Raw genomic sequence first — 25,015 nt, forward strand, 5'->3', positions numbered from 1 at the left:
GCGATGCGCTCTCCGTCGCCGCGCGCGATATCATCATCCAGATCGAGTGCAAGTCCGGCTTTACGCCGAAGCGCGTGCTGGGGCGCGAGGCCGACATCTCGGGCAATCGCGTGACGCTCAAGCTCAACCAGCTTCCGGCCGACAACGAGCGCTATGTCGTGGTCGAGCTCGACGTGCCTCAGGGGCTTGCCGCCGACGCGGGCGAGGTGGCCAACGTCGATGTCGAATATCTCGATCTCGACGACGGCAAGCGGGGCGTGGCAAAGGCGTCCGTCGCGGCGCGCTTCACCGAGGACGCCACGGAGGCGGAAGCGAGCGTCAACAAGGGCGTGATGAGCCAGGTCACCGAGCAGATCGCGACCGAGAACAGCGAGAAGGCCGTGGAGCTCCGGGATGCGGGCGACTTCCGCGCGGCGCGCAAGATGCTCGAGGACAACGCGGCGTATCTCAACCGGGCGAAGAGCGCGCTCGGCGCGGGCGCCATGGCGGCGCCGCAGGCATCGATCTCGACGCTCGACAAGCTCGAGGCGAAGAGCCGCGAGGCGGCAGAGAACCTCGAAGGCGAGGGCTGGGACAAGACGCGCAAGGCGATGCGCCAGGACCAGCACAAGTCGAAGGTGCAGCAGGCCTACTAGCCGGTAGCCGTTTGCAGCACTGTGTCAGTCGCGGAGCGGCTGTTGCCGCTCCGCTTTTTTTATGGACGTCGGCTATGGGCCAGAAGCGGTCAAGCAATTGAAGACTATGGCGCGACAGGAAGGCTAAAGGGCCGTGCCGTCGGATCCTCGCCCGTGTCCAGGGCGGCCAGGCCACGATCGAGCGCGCCAGACAGGGATGCGGGCGAAAACTTCGGTTTTTCGACCTGAGCCACAGGGTTCACGGTCGTGTCCCAGTCGTAGAATGCGTCGGGTGGAGGCGCCTCGCGGCCCGCGACCGTGCCGCTTGCCTCGTGCTTGTCAAGTTCGCGTTTATCACGCTCGTAGAGATCGTTGCGGAAGTGAACCACCCCGTTGTCGACCCAGGCGGTCAGGTACGTGAAATAGACGGGAACGGGATTGGCGAGCTTGATCGTCCTCTGCTTCCCCGAGGCGACAGCCGCTTCGAGGCCCTGCCGCGTCCAGCCGTCCTGGCCCTTCAGAAGCCAATCCGCAACCTCGTAGAAATTCTGCGTGCGCACGCAGCCCGAGCTGAAGGCGCGTTCGAACTTGAGGTACAGCTCCTTGTTCGGCGAGTCGTGCATATAGACGAGCTTGTCGTTCGGCATGTCGAAACGCATGACGCCCAAGGCATTCTTGGGTCCGGGCTGCTGGCGGAACGAGTAACGGTTCGCCTCCGGGCCGAACCAGTTGACCTGCGACGGATCGATCTCCTCGCCGCCGAAGTTCGAAAAGACGCGGATCTGCTCCTTGTAGAAGTAAGACACGCTCTTCCGCGCGGCCGGAATGACGTTGCGCCGCGCAATGCCAGGTGGAACGTGCCAGAAGGGCAGGATATTGATCGAACGCACTGTTGCGCTGATGAGGGGTGTTGGTGTGGCGCGCTTGCCTGAGACGACACGGCTTGCGACCTGCACCTCGTTCCCAGTGATGCCTTGCACCTCGAAGTTGGCGCCGTTCATGACGATGTACTTTGGCGCCGCCGCTAGCTTGGGCAAAAGCTCGCGCATGCGCGCAAGATTCACTTTGATCTGGTCCGCGCGGAGATCGGCCGGTGCATTGAGTGCCTTTACCGTTGCGCCATTGACCACGCCTGTCGGCTCAAAGCCGTTGCGGGCTTGGTAGCGAGCCACCGCTTTGCGCAGCTCGTCATCGAAGAGCGCATCGGCGCGCGAGGTCGCGACCGTATCGCCGGTGAGCTCGAGCCGCCGGCGTAGGATCTTGACGTTGGCATTGGTGTCGCCCGGCTTGAGCGAGACCTTTTCGGGGAGCTGCGGCCAGCCGCCGGATTTGGCCACTCTCGTGTAGTCTGCGAGCGCTTGCTCCAATTTGGCAATCGCCGTCTCGCTCACCCAGGGCGTGCGGCTGGGCTCGGGCGGAGTCGCCGCCTCGACTGGCCTAGCAAAGAGCGTGAGACTGACAAAGGCGCAGCGCGCGCCCGCGGACAGCAGCGCCATCAATCACCGGCAATAGTGAATCGCGCCATCGGTGCCCTCCGAAACGTTGAGGCACAGCACGAGAGCCTGCCCGCGCTCGCAACCCATTCAGCAACGCTTCTCCGCCTCGCACCCGCCAAGGTCCGACGCGAGGCGGAGTGCTAGAAAGTTTACGCTCCTTTGGCGCGCAAAGCCAGCAGGCGGTTCGAGTCCTCGGCTCAACGGTCAGCGAACCCGCACGTTCATCGATAATCGCGGCTGGGACTTCGCAAAGCAGAGGCTGCGAGACGTTCAAAGCGGACGACCACCTAGAACGTCCGCTCAGGGGCAGGAGCCGACATCGTATTTTCACGTATCCGATGCCCGTAAATAAAAACGGCGGTGGAAACACCGCCGCTCTGCCGGATATGACGTGAGATGGCTGCCGCTACTTCGGCGCGAGCACCATCACCATCTGGCGGCCTTCGAAGCGAGGCTCAGATTCCACCTTGGCGATCGGTTCGACGTCGCTCTTGACGCGCTTGAGAACGTCCATACCGAGATGCTGGTGGGCCATCTCGCGACCGCGGAAGCGCAGCGTCACCTTGACCTTGTCGCCTTCCTCGAAGAAACGCCGGATGGCGCGCATCTTCACGTCATAGTCATGATCATCGATGCCGGGTCGCATCTTGATCTCTTTGATCTCGACGATCTTCTGATGCTTGCGCGCTTCCGCGGCTTTCTTCTGCTCTTGGTATTTGAATTTGCCGAAATCCAAAATCTTGCAGACGGGGGGCTCGGCGTCGGGGGAAACCTCGACCAGATCAAGTCCCGCCTCCTCGGCACGGGCGAGAGCGTCGAACTTGCTCACGACACCGATGTTCTGCCCGTTTTCGTCAATGAGTCGAACTTCGCGCGCCCGGATCGCATCGTTGATCTTCGGGCCGGAGGACTCGCGCTCGGGGGCGCCACGCATAGGTTTGCGGATGTTCCATCTCCTTCAATCGTTTCAATCGGTCGGCCATAGCTAAGGCAGCTTCCGCCGGAACACAATGTCCCACGCCTTACTCCCTTGGGAGAAGGTCATAGGCCGTGGGCTGCCGTTTGGCCGGAGCATTGAGACAAACGCCCCTCAAGTCAAGCCGCTCGACGGTCGTGAAACGCTGCCGGAAGGGGATGGGCCGCGGCCTCAACCATAAGCCGCCGCGAGCCTGGTGCCGAGCAGGCTATCGTAAACGTCGAGGGTCTCCCGGCGCATGCTGTCCAGGCCGAACCGGCCAAGGGCGCGGGCGCGGGCGCGGGCGCCCAGGGCGGCGCGCGCGCCGGGAGACAGGCTCAGGGCCTCGGCCATCGTGTCGGCGAGGGTTGCGGCATCCCCCGGCGGAACGAGCCAGCCGGTGATCTCGCCGGGGGGCACGTTCGGGGCGGCCGCCACTGTTTCCGGGGGCGCGCCAATGTTGGTCGCGATGACCGGGCAAGCCATGGCCTGGGCTTCGGTGGCGACGCGGCCGAACGCCTCGGGCGCGGTGGAAGCCACCACAGCCAGGTGCGCGACGGCAAGGGCGGCCGGGATGTCGTCCACGTGACCCGGCAGAATGACCTTTCCCGCGAGGCCCGCGGCGGCGACCTCGCTTTCGAGCTCGGCGCGGTAGCCGGTGCGGCCCTGGTCGTCGCCGGCCAGCACGATCAGGCTGTCGCCGAGGCGGCTGTCCGCCTCCAGCAGCCGGGCCGCCGCGATCACCGTGCTCTGGCCCTTCCAGCTCGTGAGGCGGGCGGGCTGGAGGATGATGCGCGTGTCGGGTCCGGCGCGCCATCCGGCCCGCAAGGCGGCCTTGCGTTGCTCGGAGATGGCGGCGGGATCGAACGTCGTGCCGTCGACGCCCCGGTAAATGACGCGGATGCGGCCGGGCGCCGTGCCGTAGCGTTCCTCGACGAGGCGCTTCGTATAGGCCGAGTTGGCGATCACGGTGTCGCCCTTGGCCATGACGGCATTGTAGGCGCGCTTCAGCCTGGTCTTTTCGTTGTAGGCGCCGTGATAGGTGGTGACGAACGGCACGCCGGCGCGACGGGCGGCGATCAGCGCGCTCCAGGCCGGCGCCCGGCTCCGCGCGTGGACGAGGTCGACGCCTTCGTCGGCGATCATGCGGCGGATGGCGTGGGCGTTCCAGAGCATCCGGACGGGGTTTTTGGTGGCGGCGGCGAAGGGGATGAACTCGCCGCCGTGGGCGGCGATGCGCGGCGCGAGCCGGCCTCCCTCGGAGAGCACCAGCGCCCGTCCGCCCGCACGCACGACGGCATCGGCAATCTCTATGGCCGACAGCTCCGCGCCTCCGGTGTCGAGCTCCGGGATGATCTGCAGTATGGTCGGGCGCTTCGCGGCCAACTCGGCCTCCGGCAACGGGACGTTTCGAGAGAATGGGGCTTCATAGGATGGGCGCGCCGGAACCGCAATTCATCACTGTCGGCAGCGGAGCCCGCGCGCGCAAAATCGCTTATCTCGCGCAACCGGCCGCGCGCGAGGGCGGCCCTGGCCTTCTCTGGCTCACGGGTCTCAAGTCCGACATGGTGTCGACCAAGGCCGAGGCGCTCGCCGCGTGGACCGCGGCGCGCGGTCTCGGGTTCACGCGCTTCGACTATTCCGGCCACGGCCGCTCCGAGGGACGCTTCGAGGATGCGACGATCAGCGACTGGCTCGAGGAGAGCGCGGCGGTGCTCGCGCTGACGCGGGGCGCGCAGGTTCTCGTCGGCTCGAGCACGGGGGCGCATGTGGCGCTGCTTCTGCTCAGGCGCCTGATCGCGACTGCGCCGGAGGAGGCGCGGCGCGTGCCGGGTCTCGTGCTCATCGCACCGGCCTGGGATCTCACGGAGCTGATGTGGAGCCAGCTTCCTTCGGAGGCGCGCCGGGAGATCGTGGAGCTGGGTCAGTGGATCCGTCCCTCGCCTTACGACCCGGCGGGGTATCCGATCACGAAACGTTTCATCGACGACGGGCGGCGGCATCTGCTCAAGGATTCGCCCTTCGATCCCGGCCGGCCCGTGCTCGTGCTGCAGGGCGCGGAGGATCTCGACGTGCCGATCGCGCATGCGCGGGCGCTTGCCTCGGCGCTCCCCGGGGACTGGGTGCGGATCACCGAGATCGCGGATGGCGAGCATCGGCTGTCGCGGCCACAGGATCTGGTGGCGCTCTATGGTCTCATCGGGGAGCTGATCTGATGCCGCTCTCTGCCTCGTGCGTGGACGAGCGCGGCAGGTTGGCGAGGATGAAGAGGTTCAGGCCCTCGAGACGGCGCGCCGCCATCCAGTTGCAGGTGGAGGCGGCGACAAGCGCGGTGGACGTGGCCATCGCGGCGCCGGCGATGCCCCAGAGCGGAATGAGTGTCACGTTGAGAGCGATGCCGAGGACGGCGGCGAGCCCGATCGACAGCGCGCTGGCGCGCTGGTGGCCCAGCATGTTGAGGATGGTGTCGGCGGGGCCGGTGGCGGCCTTGGCCAGGATGCCGATGGCCAGGATGAACATCAGCGGATAGGCGCCGGTGAACGTTTCGCCGAACCCGGCGAGGATGGGGTAGCCGACGAGGAGAATGGCGGCCATCACGGCGGCCGACGGGATGAAGGTCCAGCGTACCGCCTTGCTGACGAGGTCGCGGACTTCCGCCGTGTCGTTCAGGGCGTGCGCGGCGGCGATGCGTCCCGCGTACGCCGTTCCGACCGCGTAGTGGATGAAAAGGGCGAGGCCCGCGGTCTTGGCGGCGGCGTAGTAGATGCCGGTCTCCTCGGCCGGGCGTAAGACGGCGAGCAGCAAAACGTCGGCATTCTGGATCGCCAGATCGCAGATGCTGCCGGCGAGAAGGGGCAGCGAGATGCCGAACCATCGCGCGAAATGATAGGCGGGCGGGCGGGTCGGGATCGCGCTCCTGATCCGCCGGGCGATGAGCCCGGTCTGCAGCACGGTCGCGAACACGAGCGTCGCCAGCATGAGAACCATGCCGCTCGTGGCGTCGTCGGGCGCCCCGAACGCGGACAGGAGCGGAATGAGAAGCAGCAGCGCCAGCGGGCGGAGAACGTAGTGCGGGCCGATCGCCTCGACGGTCCAGCGCTGGCCGCGGCCGAGGCCGTCCTGGACGTCGGCAAAGGCGAACACCGGCAGGCACAGGAGCGCGAGCCCCATCGGGACGGCGCGCGCCGGATCCGCGAAGTCGCCTCTGAGCCAGAAGACGGCGAAGCCCGCGAGCGCGATCGTGCTCGACGCCAGCACGGCGACGGCGCGTCCGCCGGAGAGGAGGCCGTGGAAGGAGGCGAAGTCGCCGCTTGCCGTATACTGCGGGGCGAGGCGCATCATCGCCGTCCCGAACCCCAGTCCGCAGAGGCCGCCCAGCACCAGAACGCACGTCCACGCGGCAACGAAGATGCCGTACTCGGCAGCACCCAGCCAGCGCGCAAGCGCGATCTGCGTCACGAACAGCAGCGCCGCGCTTGCGGCGCGAATGGCGAACACGCCCGCTGCGTCCCAGCTTTCGGCGTGCGCGGCGCGGCTTATCCGCAGCCGGTCGCGCATGGCGTGCCAGAGGCCGAGTGCTTCGCTCTGCGCCTCAATCATGGCGGCGCCTCCGCGGATCGGCGCGCGGCGGCTCGGCATCGACGAGCCCCCAGATCAACGCCATCAGGACGAAGACGTGGCGCCAGTGGTCGGTGTCGACGACGAAGCCTTCGAGCACCGCGCCGGCGAACGCGGCCGTGGCGACGATCAGCGGCGCCTGCAACGCCGTGCGCCGGCGCAGGGCGTAGAGGCCGGCCGCGAGCGTGCCGAACACCGAGATGGCATAGAGCAGGCCGCCGACCCAGCCTGCGTTCATGAACTGGCTGAGGTAGACGTTGTGGGCTTCCTCGCGGTGGTAGGTGTCGCGGAACGTGTGCGTGCCGATGCCGAACGGATGCTCGAGGATCAGGCCGATCGCTTTCGCCTGTCCGCCGAAGCGCCCGTCCGGCCCTTCGTCGTAGGACTGGTCGAGGCTCGCGCGCTCCGCGAAGAGCCCTTCGACGGCGTTGAGCTCGAGCGCGCTGCCGAGGGCGGCGGCCAGCGTGGCGGTGCCGAGCGCCGCGACGGCGATGAAGCGGCGAACGTCCACGGCGCGGCGGGTGGTGACGAGCGCCAGCCACGCCACGAGCAGAAGCGAGACCGCGGCCGACGCCCAGGCGCCGCGCGAGAACGAGATGAGGAGGGCGAGCACGAGCGGCAGGGCGGCTGCCGCAGCGATCAGCGCCTGGCGCGGCGGCTGGCGCAGGGCGATCAGGGCCAGATAGGCGATGGCGGGGGCGAGCGCCGCGCCGAGCACGTTCGGGTCCTTGAAAGTGCCGCGGGCGCGGCCGTAGGTCGTGAACAGGTCGTAGGTCGACGGGATGAGCTGAAAGTAACCGGCAATCGCCGCGGCCGCCGCGATCAGGCATCCGGCGACGTAGGCTGTCAGGATCAGCCGGGCGCGCGGCTCGGGATCCGCCGTGACATAGCCTGCGAGCACGAACGCGCCGAGCGCGAGGAACAGCGTCACGGCCTGGTGCGTGACGGCGGTCGCGAACGTGGTCGAGACGGACGTGGCCGCAAGGCCCAACGCCACGAAGACGAGCCAGAGGGCGAGGTTCAGGATCGACACGGGCCCGAAGCGCGTCACGCCGAGAAGCGGCAGGCCGACGATGACGGCGACCATCAGAATGTCGGCCACGGCCGGCTCGGAGAAGACGATCGAGCTCGTCCCCATGGCCCCCGCGACGGCGAGGGCGGCGAGCGTGCCGGCGGAGACCGTCCACGCGGATGTGCCGGGCGCGTGATGCGTGTCGATGGTCGTCGCCGACGTGAGCTTTCCAATCATGATCCGGGCGCCTTCGACAATGCCTAGTAGGCGTTCTTGCCGCTCAAGAGGGCGAACGGGGTTGCGGCGATGATGTAGAGATCCAGGAGCAGCGACCAGTTGTCGATGTAGTAGAGATCGGCCTCGACGCGGCGCTGGATCTTCTCGTGGGTGTCGGTCTCGCCGCGCCAGCCGTTGACCTGGGCCCAGCCGGTGACGCCCGGCTTTACGCGGTGACGGGCGAAATATTCGCCGACGACGGTCTGGTAGAGATCGGCGCACGCCTTGGCCTCGGTGGCGTGCGGGCGCGGGCCGACGAGCGACATCTCGCCCTTGATCACGTTCAGGAGCTGGGGCAGCTCGTCGAGGCTCGTCCGGCGGATGAAGCGGCCGACCCGCGTGACGCGCGGATCGTCTTTCGTCACGAGCCTCGAGGCCGTCGCGTCGAGCGTGTCGACGTGCATGGAGCGGAACTTCAAGACCTCGATCAGCTCGTTGTCGAAGCCGTAGCGGCGCTGCCTGAAGAGGACCGGGCCCTTGCTGTCGAGTCGGATGGCAAGCGCAACCAGCGCCATGACCGGGGCGGCAAGGAGAAACAGCAGCGTGCCGAGCAGGCGGTCCTCGATGTTCTTGACGACGCGCTCCCAGTCGGTCAGCGGGCGGTCCATGAGGGCGAGCATGGGCACGCGGCCGATATAGGTGTAGGCCGTCGCGCTCAGGCGCAGCTTCGAGCTCAGCGCCGAGATGCGGATGTCGATGGGGAGCGCCAACAGGGTCTTCAGGATCTGCATCAGGCGCTTCTCGGCCGCTGCCGGAACCGTGACGATCACGAGGTCCACGCCGGCCCTGCGGCTGAACTCTGGAAGCTCATCGATGGTGCCGCGCTTCGGATGGCCGGCGACGCTCGCAGCGGAGCGCTCGTCGCCGCGGTCGTCGAACACACCGAGGATAGCGAGTTCCTTGTGGTGGCCGGCCTCGAGCGTCGCGATGAGGTGCTCGGCGTCGGGGCCGCCGCCGACGATGACCGTGCGACGGACGAGGCGGCCGGTGTCGGTCAGGCTTTCGAGCACGCGGGCGAGGCCAAAGCGGGCAGCAACCATCGCGGCAATGGCAGAGACGAGCCAGACGGTGCCGATTGCGGGCGAGACCGTCGGCAGGCCCATGAGCGTGGTGGCGCCGATGGCGAGGCAGAAGACGGTGACGGCGCTCCGCACGATCTTGCCGACCTGCCGTGCCGGCTGACGCAGCGCGTGAATCGAGTAGGACCAGTTGCGCCTGAGCTCGAGCGTCGTCGCGAGGGCGACGATGGCGATCCAGGCGGCGACGGTCGCAGGCGCGGTTTCCGCAGCGCTTGCGAGACGGAAGGCGGCGAGCCCGGTCACGATCAGGATGATGGCGTCGAACGTCGAGGTCGCAAACAGCAGCTTGGGACGCGAGACGTTGCCGCGCTTGTCGCTGAAGACGGCGTCGATGCCACGGCGCGCGGCGCCGAGGACGTGCGCCGACGCGTGGCGGGATGCGCCGCTCGCGTATGTTCGTTCGTGAGAGATGAAGGCCATGCCGCCGTGCCGCCTAAGCAAGTCTGTCCCGATGGGCTCGAGGTGAGCGATGAATCGGCGGACCGGGCCCCCTGGGTCTCTGCGGCCGCCGCCCGCCGAAGCACGCCGAGGATGGTCTCAAACTTTGTAAAATTCCCTGTGCCGGGCGGGTGGCGGGGACCGTCCGCGGGACAAGTCACGGCCATGGCTAAAAAAGCGTTGCCGCGCGTGTCCGCTCGGGACGGGCGACGGTTTGCGGGGTTCGGCTTGGGTTTTTGCGGCCGTAGCGGAGGCGAGCCTGCAGGCGCGCGACGTGCCCGGGTCGCGACGCGTCGTGTCGCGGCCCGTATCAAGTCCTGCGCAGCCGATGTCGTCAGCGCCCGGCCGGAACGAGGGCCGCCGAGGGACGCGCCCCCGTAAGGCCACTTGCGAGCGCGGCCGCGAGGGCGGCAGGGCCGGCCTCGATGGCGAGGCGCTCAGGGACGATCCAGGCGCGCCAAGTCCTTGCCCGATAGGTCTTGGCGCAGGTGAGGGTGCCGTGCGTCAGGCGGCACGTGGGATCGGCTTCGATCCTCAGGAACTCGCGGCGGTCGTGGCGCATGATGCGCAGATCGATCGGCTGCAGGGAGGCTGCGGGCCCGCCGAGATCGATGCTGCGGAAGGCGCACGCCAGGCGATGATTGCAGGCGGCGGCGCGGCGGCCGAGCGTGTTGCCGGCGCCGAGCGCCTGGCCGCGCCGCATGACGGTGGCGCTGCGATCGAGACCGGCCGCGATCCAGCATGCGGCGGTCGAGCAGATCACCGGGTCGGCGGTCTTGTCGCCGTAGCGGCGGATGCCGTTGGTGCCGGGCTCCATGACGAGAAGCACGGTGACGCGCGTCGTGGGGGTGACGGCGGCGAAGGCCGACACGGGGGCAGGCCCGCCGCGTGCGGCCGGGGCTTGCGCAACCGGCGCCACGGGCCTCGTGAGGCCCATCGGAGGCTCGCTGAAACGCGCCCTCGACCTGCGGTCTTCCTCGAGCCGCATCAGCCGCTCGGTGAGCCGTCGGTGCTCCCACTCGCGCTCTGCGGCTAGCTTCTTTTGCTGCTCCGCGGCAGCGCGCTGCGCCTCGTCCGCCCTGCGGCGGGCTTCGTCAGCCTGGCGCGCCTCGTCGGCTCCGCGCCGTTGCTCGGCGAGACGCCGCTCGTCCTCCCACCGCTCATTCTCCCGCCGCTCCTCGGCCTGGCGCTGCTCCGCTTCGATACGCCGGGTCTGCTCGGCGATGAACTGATCGCGCGCGATGCGCTGTTGCTCGGCGAGGCGGCGGCGTGCGTCCTCGGCACGTTTTTCCTCGGCCAAACGTTCCTGCTCGGCGCGGCGGCGCTGCTCAGCGGCCTCTCTCTCCGCCGCGGCGTGTCGCTCCTCGGCTGCGCGCCGTTCTTCAGCGACGCGGCGCAATTCCGCCTGACGGTGCTCCTCGTCGAGGCGCCTCTGCTCGGCGATGCGCTGCTCTTCGGCGATGCGTTTTTCCTCCGCGAACCGCCGCTCCTCGGCGGCGCGGCGCTCGTCGTCGGCCCGCTTCTGCTCGGCCGCGGCGGTCTCGCGTGCGATGCGCTCTGCCTCGGCGAGACGGCGATCCTGCTCGGCCTTCTCCTGTGCCGCCCGCTCGGCGGCGCGACGCATTGCTTCGCGCCGCTCCTGTTCGGCACGGGCCTTGTCGAGGGCGACCCTGCGCTCATCGGCCTCGCGCTGCGCGCGGGCGAGCATGTCGGCTTCTTCCGCGGCGCGGCGCTCCTCGTCCGCCTTGCGGCGCGCGTCCGCGATCCGCTTCTCTTCGTCGGCCTTGCGTCGTGCGGCTTCCGCCGCCTGGCGCTTCGCCTCCGCTTGCTTGCGCTCCTCGTCAGTCTTGCGCTTTGCCGCCGCAACCCGCTGCGCTTCTTCGGCCGCCTTCCGTTTCGCCTCATCGGCCTTGAGGCGGGCTTCGGCTTCCTTGCGCGCGTCCTCGGCCTTGCGCTTCGCGGCGTCTGCCGCCAAGCGCCTCGGGTCGGCAATGACGACCGGCTCGTCCTCGACGTTCTCCTTGGCGGCGGCGGCCGGCGCGGTCTTGACCGCAAACTTCTCAGCCAACGCGTGGGCGGCCTCTTCGTTCGCCGCCGCAGCCGCCGACCATGCGATGGATGCGCACGCGACTGCGGCCGCCAACCTCATCAATCGATGGATCGTCATGGGCGGGCCTGTTTACGAGAGAGGGATGACATGAGAAACGCCGAAGGAACGCCGAACACGATCGCACTGCCATGCGCCCGGATGAGGGCCATCATTCTCCGCGATTTCGGCAACAAAGCGGAGGGAAGCTGTCAGATTGTTCAGATTGCGGGATAAGAAGCGTCAAGCGCCGGTATCGGCGAGAATGGCGGCGAGCCCTTCGCGGTAGCTCGGGTAACGCAACGTAACGCCGAGGTCCTCTACAACCCGCCGACTGCGGACACGCCGGTTCTCGGCATAGAAGCTCTTGCCCATGGGGGTGAGTGGTGCGCTCTCGAACGGAATCTCTGCGGGCGGCGCAAGTCCCATCAAGGTCGCCGCGTGGACGATCACATCCTGCGGCGGCGAGGGCGCGCCGTCGGTGACGTTGTAGACGGTGTGCGATCCGCGTCCTTCCGCGGCGGCGGTGAGCACGCTTGCGATGTCCTCGACGTGGATGCGGTTGAATACTTGGCCGGGCTTGACGATGCGGCGCGCGGTGCCGTTCCTGAGATCGTCGACGGCGCTGCGGCCGGGGCCGTAGATGCCGCCCAGGCGGAAGACCTGCACGGTCTTGCCGCAGGTCCGTCCGAACGCCAGCCAGTCGTCCTCCGCCGCGAGGCGGCGCCGCGTGCGCTCGGAGCCGGGCTTCGGCATGCTCGTCTCGTCGACCCATGCGCCGTCCGATGAGCCATAGACGCCGATGGTCGAGAGGTATCCGATCCAGCCCAGGCCGGCGGCGCGGGCGATGTCGCGGCCGTGGTGGCGCAAGGACGGATCGCCGTGCTCGTCGGGGCCGGCGGAGACCAGAAGGTGCGTCGCCGCCGTGATGGCGCGCGAGACCTCGGGTGCCGGTGCGGTGCCGTCGAAGAGGACGGCGTCGTAGCCGAGGGCGGCAATGCGCTGGACGCCTTCCGGCGTGCGCGCGGTGCCGCCGACGGCCCAGCCGCGTGGCCTGAGCCGGCGCGCGAACGCTTCGGCCGTGTAGCCGAGACCCAGGCAAAAGAGCCGCATCAGGCCCACTCCTTGCGGACGTCGGGGTCCGTCTCGGCCGGCGCGCGCTGGGCGGTGGCCGCGGCGACGGTGTCCGGCGTCGCGAGGCGCCTGTAGGCCCAGACGGCCATGGCGCGCACAATCGCCGAGGGGTCGTCGAGGAGCGCTTGGACCTGCGGCAGGAACGACGCGTCGCGCGCGTTGCCGGCGGCGATCAGGCAGTTGCGCACGATGCGGTCGCGTCCGGTCCGCTTTATGGGCGTGTTGCGGAAGCGGGCGCGGAAGGCAGCGTCGTCGAGGGCCATCAGCTCGGCGAGAGGCGGGTTGTCGAGCTCGGCCCTGACGTGCAGGCGGGCCTCGCGGACGCGCTCCGCGAACTTGTTCCACGGGCACACGGCGAGGCAGTCGTCGCAGCCGAAGATGCGGTTGCCGATCGGTGCGCGGAACTCTTCCGGGATGTGGCCTTTGTGCTCGATCGTCAGGTAGGCGATGCAGCGGCGCGCATCGAGCTGGTAGGGCGCGGGGAATGCCCGGGTCGGGCAAACGTCGAGGCAGCGCGTGCAGCGTCCGCAACGGTCGGGCTCGGGGGCATCGGCCTCGAATGCGGCGGCCGTCAGGATGGCGCCGAGGAAGAGCCACGAGCCGCTCTCGCGCGAGACGAGGTTGGTGTGCTTGCCCTGCCAGCCGATGCCGGCCGCTTGAGCGAGTGGTTTCTCCATCAGGGGCGCAGTATCGACGAACACTTTGACCGGCTCTCCGGTCTGCCGCTCGATCACGCCCGCGAGCTCCTTGAGCTTGCCTTTCATCACCTCGTGGTAATCGCTGCGCTTGGCGTAGGTCGAGACGACGCCGCGCGCGGGCTCGGCGAGCGCGGCCATGGGATCCGTCTCGGGCGCGTAGCTCATGGCGAGCATGACGACGGAGCGCGCGTCGGGCCAGAGCTGGCGCGGGTCGCGGCGGCGGTCGGCCGTCGTTTCCATCCAGTCCATGGTGCCGTGACGCCCGTCGGCGAGGAAGGTCATCAGCCGCTCGCCGGCGGCGGGGATCGCGTCTGGGCGGGCGAAACGCAGGGTCTCGAAGCCGAGCGCGCGTGCGCGTTTGCGCAGCGCAGCCTTGATGTGCTCGTGCGGCTTCAGGTCGGCCAATGCCTCGGTGGAGCTCATCATGGCGCAGCCGTCAGAAGTCGAGGTCGGCGTAGGCAGGAGCGGGCGAAATGCCCGGCATGCGGTCGGAGAGCAGCGCGCGGAACGACGGCCGCGACTTCAGGCGCGCGTACCACGATTTTGCCGACGGATAGCTGTCCCACGGATTTTCCCCGAGGTAGTCGATGGTCGCCAGATGACCGGCGGCGGCCAGATCGGCGAAGCTCATCTCGTCGCCGGCGAGCCAGCGACGCTCGTGGGCGAGGTGGTTCACGTAGGCGAGATGATGGCGGATGTTCGCGCGGATCGCCCGCAGCGCGCCGGGATCAGGGGCGCGGGGGATGTCCGTCATCAGATGCCCATAGACACGCTCGATCAGAAGCTCGCGCGTCACCTCGCGGTCGAGCTTGCCGTGGAACCAATCGACGAGGCGGCGCTGCTCGGCTCGCTCGGCAGGGCTGCCGTGGAAGAGCGGCGCGCGCCGCCCGTCCTTCTCGCGATCGGCGAGGATCTCGGAGAAGTACTCGGAGATCGCATAGGCGCCGCAGAGGAGCGGTCCGCCATCGAGGGCGAGGACGGGGAGCTCGCCCGCCGGATTGAGGGCCAGGAACTCGGGGCGCCATTCCCACGGACGCTCGTCCGCCAACGCCACCTCTGCGCCGACCTCGGCCAGCGCAAGCCGGATCGAGCGCGATTTGGGGCAAAGCCTGAACTGCGTTAAAGTGTGCATGACGTGAAATCCACGGCCTCGGAACGCTGGAAACCGGTCGTCTTCAGGCTCGCGTCAGCTCCATGGTCCAAACGGAGCCTTCGGCGTGTCTTGCGCGCGTCATAGGGCGCCTATAGTGGACCGTATCCTCGTTTGCCCACACGTGCTACCCGAGCGTCCCGCACCGAATCCAGCCTTTCCCCCGCTTCCCCGACGCTTCCGCGATCCCTCAGCCACACCGGAGAGCATTGCCTCATGGCGATCTGGCAAGCCGCCCTGCTCGGATTCCTCGAAGGTCTCACCGAGTTCCTGCCGGTTTCCTCCACCGGGCATATCCTGCTCGCCGGCCATTTCCTGGGCTTCGACTCGCCCGGCAAGACGTTCGAGGTCCTGATCCAGCTCGGCGCCATCCTGGCCATCGTGTTCGTTTATTTCCGGGAGCTCCTCAAGATGCTTTCGGCGCTGCCGACGGACGAGAAAATCCGCCGGTTCGCCGCCGCGGTCCTGCTCGCCTTCCTGCCGGCGGCCGTGCTCGGCGCGCTCATGCACGATTTCATCAAGAACGTGCTGTTCGAGACGCCGGCCCTCATCTGCGCGATGCTGATTGCCGGCGGCCTCGTGCTGCTCGCCGTCGACAGGATGGCGCATGCGTTCCGGTATCACGACGCGATCGACATTCCGCCGTCGCGCGCGTTCGGCATCGGCCTTTTCCAGTGCCTGGCGCTCATCCCGGGCGTGTCGCGATCTGGTTCGACGATCGTCGGCGGCCTCCTGCTCGGCGCCGACAAGCGGACGGCCGCAGAGTTTTCCTTCTTTCTGGCGATGCCGACCATGACCGGCGCCTTCGCGCTCGATCTCTACAAGAACTGGGAGCGGCTGCAGGTGTCCGATGCGCTCCCGATCGGCGTCGGCTTCGTGGTGGCCTTCGTGACGGCCGTCGCCGTCGTAAAGCTGGCGCTCGACTTCATCGGGCGCCATGGCTTCGGCCTCTTTGCCTGGTGGCGCATCATCGTCGGCGTGCTCGGTCTGGGCGCGCTCGCCGCTTTCGGATGATGCGATCCGCGTCGCTCGTTCGGGCGGCGTGGGACGCCGGGACTGCTCAGGCGGCGTGGATCGCTGCGGGCTGCTCCAAGGCGCGCTTCAGGCTCGCGAGATCGGGTGCCGCGCGCAGACGCTCGAGCGCCGCAGGCTCGCGTACCAGCCGCGAGATCCGCGCCAATGCCTTCAGATGGTCACCGCCGGCGTGATCGGGGGCGAGCAGCAGGAAGATGAGATCCACCGGCTCGCCGTCCAGGCTCTCGAAATCGATCGGCGTCGTGAGACGCGCGAAGAGCGAGACGATCCCGGGCAGGCGGTTGAGCTTGACGTGGGGAACGGCGATGCCGCGGCCGAGGCCGGTCGAGCCCAGCCGCTCGCGCTGAAGGAGCGCGTCATGGATGGCGCGGGGCTCGAGATCGGTCAGCTCCGCCGCGCAGGTGGACAGATCCAGAAGCGCCTGCTTCTTGCTCGTGGCTTCGAAGGCGGGAAAAATTCCGCCCGGTGCCAGTAAATCGCTCAAATCCATTTTTCCGGTCCCATCGGGTCAGTGATCGGTCTTGTGAGCCGATCCTCATCTACTCGGCCGCGCGTGCGCTTGTGCGTGTCCGCGCATACTTGGGCTCCCGCTTTCGGCGCGGGGCCACTCAATCCTCTCGATGCTCTCGCGATGCCTTATGCTTTATGCTCTCGCGCCGTCGACGTTCGACTCCTCGTTACGCCCGCTCGTTACGCCCCGTATGTCATGCACCAATCATGCCGGCTGGCGGGGCCGCGGCGCCGCCAAGCCTCATAATTCCGCTTCCTCTACGCGCGTTCCGCTCCTGACGCGAGGCTCCGTCCGTCCGCCTCTTGTGGTGCCCCCGGTTCGTTCGGCCTTGCAACTGCCATGTGCTCAGTCTCTTCACATCGCTTGGCCGTCTGCGATGTGCGTTCCAGGCGGCCAGCCATGGCGAGTCCCGGCGGGGATGCCCATGACATTGGCTGCTCGGTAGGCCGTTCGAGATGTTGTCCGGCAGGATTTGATCGCGGTGCCGGGCGCGGAGTGGCCGTTTTGGGATGCTCCCACGGCGACCTCCATGTCAGAGTTTTCGAATTATTCCAAACTCTCTAATTATTCCAAGCTCTTGGCCGGCATCTTGCGCGGCCGGCGCATCTTTTGAGGGACGCTAGGCCGGACGCCGGGGGGAGTCAATCCTGCGGCGCGGGAAGGTCCTTGTGCGCCTGCGTTGGTGACGGCCCATCTCGGGGCCGGGACGCGCCTCGTTTCAGTGGCCCACACGCTCGGCGAACCGCTTTTCGCGGCGCCGCTGCACGGAGGAGGGAATGCGCATGGCCTCGCGATATTTTGCGACCGTGCGCCGGGCGATGTCGATGCCCTCGGCTTTGAGCCGCTCGACGAGCTTGTCGTCGGAGAGGATCGTGCGGGCGCTTTCCCCTTCGATCATCTGGCGGATGCGGTGGCGAACCGCTTCGGACGAATGGGCTTCGCCTTCGCCTGCGGACGCGATGGCGGACGTAAAGAAATACTTGAGCTCGAAGATGCCGCGCGGCGTCGCCATGTACTTGTTCGAGGTGACGCGCGAGACCGTCGATTCGTGCATCGAGATGGCATCGGCGACGGTCTTGAGGTTCAACGGCCGCAGATGCTCGACGCCATAGGTGAAGAAGCCATCCTGCTGGCGGACGATCTCCTCGGCCACTTTGAGGATCGTGCGCGCGCGCTGGTCCAGGCTTTTGACGAGCCAGTTCGCCGTCTGCAGGCATTCGAGCAGGTAGTCCTTGTCCTTCTCGGTGCGCGTCGTCCTGTTGACTTCGGCGAAGTAGGTGCGGTTGACGAGCACGCGCGGCAGCGTGTCGCTGTTGAGCTCGATGAGCCAGCGTCCGTCGGAGGCGGCGCGCACCAGCACGTCGGGCACGACGGGCTGGAGCTGGACGGAGCCGAACCTGAGGCCGGGCTTCGGATTGAGGCGCTTAATCTCCTCGATCATGTCGGCGATCTCGCCCATGTCGGCGCCGACGGCCTTGCGGAGCGCCGTCATGTTATGGGCGGCGATGAGGTCGAGATTGTCGAGGAGGGCGGCGATCTGCGGATCGTAGCGGTTCTGCTCCTTGAGCTGGAGCGCCAGGCATTCGCCGAGCGAGCGGGCGAAGACGCCGGCGGGGTCCAGCGTCTGCAAGGTCGCGAGCACGCTTTCGACCAGCTCCAGGGGCGCGCCGAGCTTGGCGGCGAGCTGATCGAGGTCGGCGTGCAGATATCCCGCCTCGTCGACCATGTCGATCAGGTGCTGGCCGATCAGGCGCTCCGCATGGCCGCGGATGGCGAGCGGCAACTGCTCCGAGAGATGGTCCCTGAGCGACGTCTCGCCGGAGACGAAGGCCTCGGGATTGATGTCCTCGCCGCCGAAGGAGCTCATGCGCTGGCGCAGCGTCGCCCAGCCGGACTCGAGCCCTTCCGGCATGCCGGGGGCCGCGCCGCCGTCCGGGAACGCGCCGTCGTCGTCGCCGCCAAGGCCGCCGTCGGCCTCCGCCACCGGCTTCTCGAGGTCCAGCCACTCGTCCTCGCCCGCGGGCCCTGCGCGCTCAGGCGGGCTCTCGGCCTCGGCGTTGGGCTCGCTCCTCGGCGCCGTGTCGGGGATCTCGTCCATCTCGAGCAGCGGATTGCGCTCGAGCTCGGATTCGACGAACTGGCCGAGCTCGAGGTTGGAGAGCTGAAGCAGGCGAATGGCCTGCTGCAACTGGGGTGTCATCACCAGTTGCTGGCCTTGCCTCAGCTCGAGCTTTGCCGTCAGCGCCATCGCCAGCTCTCAATATCGGCTCGCGGGTGTCGACGCCAAGCGATCGCGACGGCGCTTCCGGGTCTCGACCCTGCGTCGTTCGTGATGCTCATGCATGGCGGACGTGCCGCGTAGAGGCCCTTTGGCCGGTTCCAGCTCATCGCTCCTCGTCCCGGACTCGGGAACCCTGGAGCCCAGGCTATACTCAACGGGTATTAACGAACATATCTCCCAGATAAACCCGCCGGACATCTTCGTTGGCTATGATTTCCGCCGGCTTACCTTGTGTCAAAACCTGACCATCGTAGATGATATAGGCACGGTCGATCAGGCTCAGGGTCTCGCGGACGTTGTGGTCGGTGATCAAGACGCCGATGCCGCGGTCCGTCAGGTGGCGCACGAGCTGCTGGATGTCGCCGACCGCGATCGGATCGATGCCGGCGAACGGCTCGTCGAGAAGGATGAACGACGGGCGGGAGGCCAGCGCCCGGGCGATCTCGCAGCGGCGCCGCTCGCCGCCCGAGAGCGCCATCGACGGCGACTTCCGGAGCCGCGCAATGTGAAACTCTTCGAGCAGGCTGTCGAGCTGCTCCTGGCGGCGCGTGCGGTCCGGCTCCACCAGCTCGAGCACGGCCATGATGTTCTGCTCGACGGTGAGGCCGCGGAATATCGACGCCTCCTGCGGCAGATAGCCGATGCCGAGGCGGGCGCGCCGGTACATCGGCAGCGGCGTCACATCGCGGCCGTCGATGGTGATGCGCCCGGCGTCGGCGGGCACGAGGCCGGTGATCATGTAGAACACGGTCGTCTTGCCGGCGCCGTTGGGACCGAGCAGGCCGACCGATTCCCCGCGGCCGACGGCCAGGCTCACGCCGCGCACCACCATGCGCTTCCTGTAGCTCTTCTGCACGTTCTCGGCGACGAGCCAGCCCTGATGGGAGGCGTAATACTCAGCCTCCTCCGCGGAGGCGTAGCCGTTCGCCGCGCCGTTGCCGGCGTCGTGGGGCTCGTCCTCATGGGCCGCCCGCTTCAATGTCAAAGGCCACAGCTTCATCGGAGACCATTCGAGCCGGTTTCGGCCATCCCTGTCAATTCGCCGACCCGTCCGGCGGGGCGGTCGCCGACCAGCCGTCCACGGTCGTGCCGGTGGCCGGCGCCTTGGCCTTCGCCCTGGCGGCCTCGTCGTCCTTCTGCAGCTCCTCGGGGAAGAACACGGCGCTGGCGCGGCCTTTGCTCTCGCCCGCCGGCTCCGCCGGCGTCTTGGTGACCCAGCCGCCGCCGGACGGGCGCGCCGCCGTGTTCTGGGGTGCGGTGTCGATCTTGCTCTCGCCGGTCGCGAGGTCGATCACGAGGCGGGTGCCGCGCACCATGCTCTTGCCTTTCGACAGCACCACGTTGCCGCCCATCGTGACCTTGTTGGTCCTAGTGTCGAAATCGGCCCAATCGCCGGTGGCGGTCTGCCCGTCCTTCGAGGTCACGTGCACGTCCTTGCGCGCTTCGATGCGGGTCAGCTCCGCTTTCCGGCCGCTCTTCGGCGCGCCGGGATCGGCGGCGTCGACGAGGCCGGCCTCGCCCTTGTAGAAGGCGGTGAGCTCGGCGCAGCGGATGTTGAAGGCGTCCTGGGTGGAATCGACATCGCCGCGGAACACGGCCAGCTTGCGCTTGTCGTCGACGTCGAGGGAGTCGGCGGTGATCTCGATCGGCGCATCGGGGTTGGTCCGGAACGTGCCGAGCGGGCTCTGATCGTTCGGCTGCCGGGTGTCGGCCGCCGTCTTGGCGCGGCGCGGGTCGCCCTCGCGCTCGAGGCGCGCGGCGATGCGGCCGGGGCCCAGGGCGGCTTCGGGGGGCGTGGTCAATCTGGCCGTGCCGTCCGTGCGGTCGATGGCGAGGCGGCCGCCGCGCAGCTCGTTGCCCCCTTGCAGCACGGAGACGTTTCCGGCGAGCAGGATGGTTCCCTGCGCTTCGTCGATCTCGACCCGGTCGCCTGCGGCGCGGCGGTTGGTTCCAGAGGTCATGATGACCTCTCCGGAGAGCACGGCAGACTGCGCTTCGGCGTCGAAGTCGGCGTTGTCGCTCGTCACCACGTCGCCGTTCATGCGCTTCATGACGACGGGCTTCTTCGCCAGGATGCGGCGCACCTTGCCGGCGGAGGACTTGGCGTCGGCGCCGGCCGGCGGCGTCGCCGATCCGCCCATCATGCCTTCGCCCTCGTAGAAAACCTCGAGCTCGGGCGTGGTCAGGTACGAGCCGGCCTGTTCCGCGCGCACGCTTCCCGTGAAGAGCGCCGTCTTGCCGGTGTCGCTGATGTCGAGGCGATTGGCAGCGATGGTGATCGGGCCGTTCGCGGGCGTGAACATCGCGCCGCCGTCCGCGGGCGGCGCCGGCGCGACCTGGTCTTCGGTGTTCTTCCCGTCGTCGGGCGGGGGCGTCAGGATCACGGCCACCTCGTCGGCGAACGTCGCCTCGCGCGCCTTCTGGCGCAGCGTCATGCGTTTCGAGCGGACGGAGCCGTTCGGAAACTCGACGAGCACCGGCTCGTCGGAGGTCAGCAGGTCCTCCTTGGTCAGGATCGTGGCGCGCGTCAGGCGGGCCTTGAGGCCGCTCTCGGAATCGACGTTGATCTCCTCGAAGAGCTCGAGCAGGTTCTTCTCGTTGTCGAAGACGCCGCGCGTCGCGGTGACGTCGGTGCGCGTCTTGTCGGGCTGATAGATCTCGCCCACGATCCCGTTGAGCTTGACGACATTGCGGAGCGCCAGATCGTGCTCGGCGGTCTTGGCCGTGAACACGTAGCTGCCGCCGTCCTTGCCGTAGCCTTCGTAGCGCGGGTTCTGCATGGTCAGATCCTCGGGCAGGATCTTGCGGATGGCGAGCTCGGGAAGCGTCTCGCCGCCAACCAGCCCCGCGGTGCGGGCAATCGAAAGCGCGTAGGTGCCGAGGAGGAGCACGGCCATGGCCGGGCAGGCGATGCGCAGGATGCGGACGAGCGCCGTGCGGCGGCGGGCGCGGCGGAACGCGTCCGCGCGGTCGATGGCCAACACCATGCCGTCGCCGGTCCGGCGGCCGGCCAAGGCATTCGATCCAGGGTCAGCGGTCATGGCCATCCGGGGTCCCCGCCCTCGACATCCGGGCTCGCGCTGCGGCCGTTAGAGCCCGATTCCGGCCCGCGGGGCGAGCGTCAGGCCCCGGTCTCCCACGTCGTCCGCCGGACGGGCGACAGGGCCCTGCCCCGCAACGGCGCCGAAGCGCAGTTTGCACATGCGAAGGCTGGCGGACAATTGCCTGAAATTGGGGTGAGAATGGGACTGTCGTGCGCTTCGCGGCCGAACGGAGCATTTGTGGCGATGCGGGGTCCGCCTCAGTGCGCGAAGATGTCGTCGTCGCCGTAGCCGGCGAGATCGAGCTTGGCGCGCGTGGGCAGGAACGCGAAGGCGGCCTCGGCGAACGCCTGGCGGTGCTCGCGCGCCAGCATGGCGTCGAGCTTCTCCTTCAGCGCATGCAGATGCAGAACGTCGGCGGCAGCGTAGGCAAGCTGCTGCTGGGAGAGCGTTTCGGCGGCCCAGTCGGAGCTCTGCTGCTGTTTCGAGAGCTCGATCCCGAGTAATTCGGACGTGATGTCCTTGAGGCCGTGGCGGTCGGTGTAGGTGCGGACCAGCTTGGAGGCGATCTTCGTGCAATAGACGGGCGTAACCGTCACGCCCAAGTACTTCTCGATGACCGCGAGGTCGAAGCGGGCGAAGTGGAAGATCTTGACCACCTGGGGATCCGCCAGCAGCGCCTTGAGCCGCGGCGCGTCGTAGGTCGCGGGATCGGGCTGCACGAGATGGGCGGTCCCGTCGCCGGCCGAGAGCTGGACGAGGCAGAGGCGGTCGCGCTGCGGGTTGAGGCCCTGCGTCTCGGTATCGACGGCGACGCTGCCCGCGAACGTAAGGCCCGGTGGAAGATCGCCTTTGTGGAGCTCGATCGATGGCGCTGGCATAGCGTGCGGCCTCGCGTGCGGATGAACCTGACCCGAAAATCTATCTAACATATTGAAAATAAATACTGATTTTCGAGATCCTGGAGGCCGGTGTAACGGTTCCGGCCGGCAAATGCAAGGGCGCGCCGGGGCTCGCCCGCGGAAACCTGTGGCCGGCGCATTTTATCCTCGCGCCGGATCGCTCGGCGATAGTGGGTTCTGACCCCCGGCGGACGAGCATCCGGACCCATGGACGAAACAGCCAATCTGAAGCTCCCCTACATCCTTGCCGCGCAGTCGCAAAAGCACGTCACGCACAACGAGGCGCTGCGGGCGCTCGACGCGATCGTGCAGCTCGCGGTCATCGACAAGGACCTCGGCACGCCGCCCGGATCGCCCGCCGAGGGCGACCGTTACATCGTCGGGGCGAGCCCGACCGGAAGCTGGAGCGGACATGCGACGCACGTCGCGGCGTGGCAAGACGGAGCCTGGGCCTTCTATGTCCCGGCGGCCGGATGGCTCGCCTGGGTCAGCGACGAAAGCCAGAGCTATCTCTTCGCCGGCGGCGGCTGGATTCCGGCTCCGGGCGGCGGCGGCGCCTCGCTCGTTCCGAAGGGGGCGTGGAGCAACGCCACGACCTACGCGACCGGCGATCTCGTCGAGCACGACGGCCATGCCTTCCTCTCCAACATCGATGGCAACCTCGCCAACGAGCCAGACACCGCAACGCCCGGCTCAACCGGCGAGTGGACGTATTTCTCCGTGCTCACGGGCGGCGGGGGAGGCGGCGGCGAGGGCGTGGAAAGCGTCAATCCGGTGCCGCTCGTTGGTATCAATGCGACGGCGGATACGACCGACCGCCTGTCGGTTGCGAGCCCTGCGTCCCTATTCAGCCACGAGGGGGCCGGGCACCAGCTCAAGATCAACAAGGACGACGCCGGCGACACGGCGAGCGTTGTGTTCCAGACCGACTTCTCCGGACGCGCCGAGTTCGGGCTGGTCGGTGACGACAACTTTCATGTGAAGGTCAGCGCGGACGGCAGCGTCTGGCGCGAGGCGATCGTCATCGACCGCTCCACCGGCGCGGTGAGTGTCTCCGGGCTGCGCGAAGCCCTGGCCGCCAACCGCACCTACTACGTGCGGACGGACGGCAGCGACAGCAATACCGGGTTGTCCAACACCTCGGGCGGCGCGTTCCTCACCATCGACAAGGCCATCCAGGCGGCTGCAACGCTCGACCTGTCGATCTACAATATCACCATAAGCGTTGGCGCGGGGACGTTCACGGGCTCCAATACCTTGCGGAGCATGACGGGTGCCGGATCGGTTGCGATCAGCGGCGCGGGCGCAGGATCCACGATCATCAGCGTCACTGGCGGCCATTGCTTTGCCGGTCAAGTCTCCTGTTCCTACACGATCTCGAACTTGACGATGCAAACCACGACCTCGGGTTCGTGCATCAACGCGTTGAACGGTTGCTCCGTGACGCTCAACTCCGTCGCGTTCGGGGCGACGGCATATTACCACGTTCAGCTCGGCTACGGCGGAAAGGTCAATACATCCGGCAATTACAGCATTTCCGGCGGCGCGCTCTATCACGTCTTCAATCAGCAGGGCGCTTTCAGCAGCGCCGGGCGCGCCGTCACCCTGACAGGAACGCCAACGTTCACGGGCTACGTGCGGACGTTGTTTGGAGGTCTGAGTGAATTCCAGGCCATGACGTTCTCAGGCTCGGCGACGGGATTGCGTTACGATGTGCTGGGCAACGGCGTGATCTACGCCAATGGCGGCGGCGCGAGCTACTTGCCGGGCAATTCCGCGGGCACGGCGACAACGGGAGGGCAGTACCTGTGACGCGCTGCGTTCCTTCCCGTCACGTCATCGGTCGGATTAAATTCGTCCGTTGACCCAGTACTGAACTCCATCCCTGAACGCGATCAATCCGTAATCCGTCATGGTTTCGGTTTGCAACGGATAGTCGAAGACCATATCCCACCCGGCGGCGGCCAAATCCCGACGGATCGTTTCTTCGACGCCGGTCGAATGCGTCGCGATACACACGCGTTTTACGCGTTTGGTCAGCAACTCGATGTTGGCGTGGATGAGCTCGCCTTCTGCGCCTTGGATGTCCATATCAATGAGGTCTATGGTTCCGTCATCGGGCAGGACGTCCGCTAGCTGAAGAACATCGACTTCGATGAACCCCCATCGTTGGGCGTCCCGATAGATTTGCTTGCCGTAATAGCGTTCGGGGAAGATCCGCCATTTGTATGCGGGCGCGAAATGCGATCGATCCATCGATGCACACGATAAAAGAGCTTGGCCGAGCCAATTGTCCTTGGTGAAACCGTGCGGACCTTCAACAACGAAGGGCATCGTCCCGCGCTGGGCGGCAACGGCTGCCCGGATCAGGTGATAGCACGACGGATCGATGCCTTCAGACGCCATGAATTCGGCAGTGTCGTCGGCATGTCCTGGTTCTGCTTCCACCAATATGGCACGGCCTGTCATTCCCGCGGCTTCGGCCGCCTTGATTGCGCGCGCGGACCATCGTCCTTTACCCGACCCAAGCTCTACGAATGTGAATTGTTTTCTGGCTGATTGAGCCGCCTCCAAGAGGGCGATCCATTCGAAATATTCGTCGTCAATCTCAGGAGGCGAGGGCGGGAACCGGTTGCGTGTAAAGGCCGGATGGTGGGTTGTTTGTTCCGAGGGCAGCATATCATCGGTC

20 protein-coding genes are annotated in these 25,015 nt (G+C 67.5%); 4 read left to right on the top strand and 16 right to left on the bottom strand.

The features are described 5' to 3' along the window. The coding region (locus tag V7082_RS09655) for a hypothetical protein (RefSeq protein WP_334147999.1) at positions 1-635 on the top strand (635 nt) is incomplete at its 5' end. Positions 636-739: 104 nt separating this feature from the next. Here V7082_RS09655 and V7082_RS09660 read toward each other — a convergent pair. The 3 genes from V7082_RS09660 to V7082_RS09670 form a co-directional block, all read right to left on the bottom strand. After that, positions 740-2,110 (bottom strand): L,D-transpeptidase family protein, encoded by a 1,371-nt coding sequence (locus V7082_RS09660; protein ID WP_334148000.1) that lies wholly within the window; start codon positions 2,108-2,110, stop codon positions 740-742. A 406-nt stretch (positions 2,111-2,516) separates the two neighbouring features. Continuing rightward, complete coding sequence (gene infC / locus V7082_RS09665; protein WP_334148002.1) at positions 2,517-3,044, bottom strand: translation initiation factor IF-3; 528 nt, start codon at positions 3,042-3,044, stop codon at positions 2,517-2,519. A 213-nt stretch (positions 3,045-3,257) separates the two neighbouring features. Then, on the bottom strand, positions 3,258-4,451 hold the full coding sequence (locus V7082_RS09670) for a glycosyltransferase family 4 protein (protein WP_334148003.1): 1,194 nt from the start codon (positions 4,449-4,451) through the stop codon (positions 3,258-3,260). A 32-nt stretch (positions 4,452-4,483) separates the two neighbouring features. On the opposite strand from V7082_RS09670, the gene V7082_RS09675 reads away from it, so the two are divergent. Further along, positions 4,484-5,281: an alpha/beta hydrolase gene (locus V7082_RS09675; RefSeq protein WP_334148005.1), complete on the top strand. Its 798-nt coding sequence runs from the start codon at positions 4,484-4,486 to the stop codon at positions 5,279-5,281. On the opposite strand, the gene V7082_RS09680 is transcribed toward V7082_RS09675, so the two are convergent. The 7 genes from V7082_RS09680 to V7082_RS09710 form a co-directional block, all read right to left on the bottom strand. Next, a complete protein-coding gene (locus V7082_RS09680; protein ID WP_334148007.1) occupies positions 5,262-6,665 on the bottom strand; it encodes a lipopolysaccharide biosynthesis protein in 1,404 nt (467 codons plus the stop codon). The genes V7082_RS09675 and V7082_RS09680 overlap by 20 nt on opposite strands. Then, positions 6,658-7,932 carry an O-antigen ligase family protein gene (locus tag V7082_RS09685; RefSeq protein WP_334148009.1) on the bottom strand — a complete coding sequence of 425 codons (1,275 nt, stop codon included), beginning with the start codon at positions 7,930-7,932 and terminating at the stop codon, positions 6,658-6,660. Before V7082_RS09685 ends, V7082_RS09680 begins: the two co-directional genes overlap by 8 nt. A gap of 23 nt (positions 7,933-7,955) precedes the next feature. Next, positions 7,956-9,470 carry an undecaprenyl-phosphate glucose phosphotransferase gene (locus V7082_RS09690; RefSeq protein ID WP_334148011.1) on the bottom strand — a complete coding sequence of 505 codons (1,515 nt, stop codon included), beginning with the start codon at positions 9,468-9,470 and terminating at the stop codon, positions 7,956-7,958. 352 nt (positions 9,471-9,822) lie between these two features. Then, a complete protein-coding gene (locus tag V7082_RS09695; RefSeq protein WP_334148012.1) occupies positions 9,823-11,637 on the bottom strand; it encodes a hypothetical protein in 1,815 nt (604 codons plus the stop codon). A gap of 180 nt (positions 11,638-11,817) precedes the next feature. Then, on the bottom strand, positions 11,818-12,687 hold the full coding sequence (locus tag V7082_RS09700; RefSeq protein ID WP_334148013.1) for an SDR family oxidoreductase: 870 nt from the start codon (positions 12,685-12,687) through the stop codon (positions 11,818-11,820). Continuing rightward, positions 12,687-13,832, bottom strand: a complete 1,146-nt coding sequence (gene queG / locus V7082_RS09705) for a tRNA epoxyqueuosine(34) reductase QueG (protein WP_334148015.1) — start codon at positions 13,830-13,832, stop codon at positions 12,687-12,689. The genes V7082_RS09700 and queG overlap by 1 nt, the downstream gene beginning before the upstream one ends. A gap of 10 nt (positions 13,833-13,842) precedes the next feature. Next, positions 13,843-14,538 (bottom strand): glutathione S-transferase family protein, encoded by a 696-nt coding sequence (locus tag V7082_RS09710; RefSeq protein ID WP_334148017.1) that lies wholly within the window; start codon positions 14,536-14,538, stop codon positions 13,843-13,845. Between the two features lie 234 nt (positions 14,539-14,772). Between V7082_RS09710 and V7082_RS09715 the strand changes: the two genes are divergently transcribed. Beyond that, positions 14,773-15,570 carry an undecaprenyl-diphosphate phosphatase gene (locus V7082_RS09715; RefSeq protein ID WP_334148019.1) on the top strand — a complete coding sequence of 266 codons (798 nt, stop codon included), beginning with the start codon at positions 14,773-14,775 and terminating at the stop codon, positions 15,568-15,570. A 46-nt stretch (positions 15,571-15,616) separates the two neighbouring features. On the opposite strand, the gene V7082_RS09720 is transcribed toward V7082_RS09715, so the two are convergent. The 5 genes from V7082_RS09720 to V7082_RS09740 form a co-directional block, all read right to left on the bottom strand. After that, positions 15,617-16,081, bottom strand: a complete 465-nt coding sequence (locus tag V7082_RS09720; protein WP_334148021.1) for a PTS sugar transporter subunit IIA — start codon at positions 16,079-16,081, stop codon at positions 15,617-15,619. Between the two features lie 739 nt (positions 16,082-16,820). Then, positions 16,821-18,350, bottom strand: coding sequence for an RNA polymerase factor sigma-54 (gene rpoN / locus V7082_RS09725; protein WP_334148023.1), 1,530 nt, complete (start codon positions 18,348-18,350; stop codon positions 16,821-16,823). A 184-nt stretch (positions 18,351-18,534) separates the two neighbouring features. Continuing rightward, a complete protein-coding gene (lptB, locus tag V7082_RS09730) occupies positions 18,535-19,383 on the bottom strand; it encodes an LPS export ABC transporter ATP-binding protein (protein WP_334148025.1) in 849 nt (282 codons plus the stop codon). Between the two features lie 34 nt (positions 19,384-19,417). Continuing rightward, positions 19,418-21,424, bottom strand: a complete 2,007-nt coding sequence (lptC, locus tag V7082_RS09735) for an LPS export ABC transporter periplasmic protein LptC (protein WP_334148027.1) — start codon at positions 21,422-21,424, stop codon at positions 19,418-19,420. A 260-nt stretch (positions 21,425-21,684) separates the two neighbouring features. Further along, positions 21,685-22,305 (bottom strand): ribonuclease D, encoded by a 621-nt coding sequence (locus tag V7082_RS09740; RefSeq protein ID WP_334148028.1) that lies wholly within the window; start codon positions 22,303-22,305, stop codon positions 21,685-21,687. A 228-nt stretch (positions 22,306-22,533) separates the two neighbouring features. On the opposite strand from V7082_RS09740, the gene V7082_RS09745 reads away from it, so the two are divergent. Beyond that, positions 22,534-24,138 (top strand): DUF2793 domain-containing protein, encoded by a 1,605-nt coding sequence (locus V7082_RS09745; RefSeq protein ID WP_334148030.1) that lies wholly within the window; start codon positions 22,534-22,536, stop codon positions 24,136-24,138. A gap of 36 nt (positions 24,139-24,174) precedes the next feature. Here V7082_RS09745 and V7082_RS09750 read toward each other — a convergent pair whose 3' ends face one another. Then, positions 24,175-25,005: an FkbM family methyltransferase gene (locus V7082_RS09750; RefSeq protein ID WP_334148032.1), complete on the bottom strand. Its 831-nt coding sequence runs from the start codon at positions 25,003-25,005 to the stop codon at positions 24,175-24,177. Between the last annotated feature and the right edge of the window lie 10 nt (positions 25,006-25,015).

The organism is Hyphomicrobium sp. (assembly GCF_036833075.1).
In the GTDB taxonomy this organism is placed as follows: domain Bacteria; phylum Pseudomonadota; class Alphaproteobacteria; order Rhizobiales; family Hyphomicrobiaceae; genus Hyphomicrobium_C.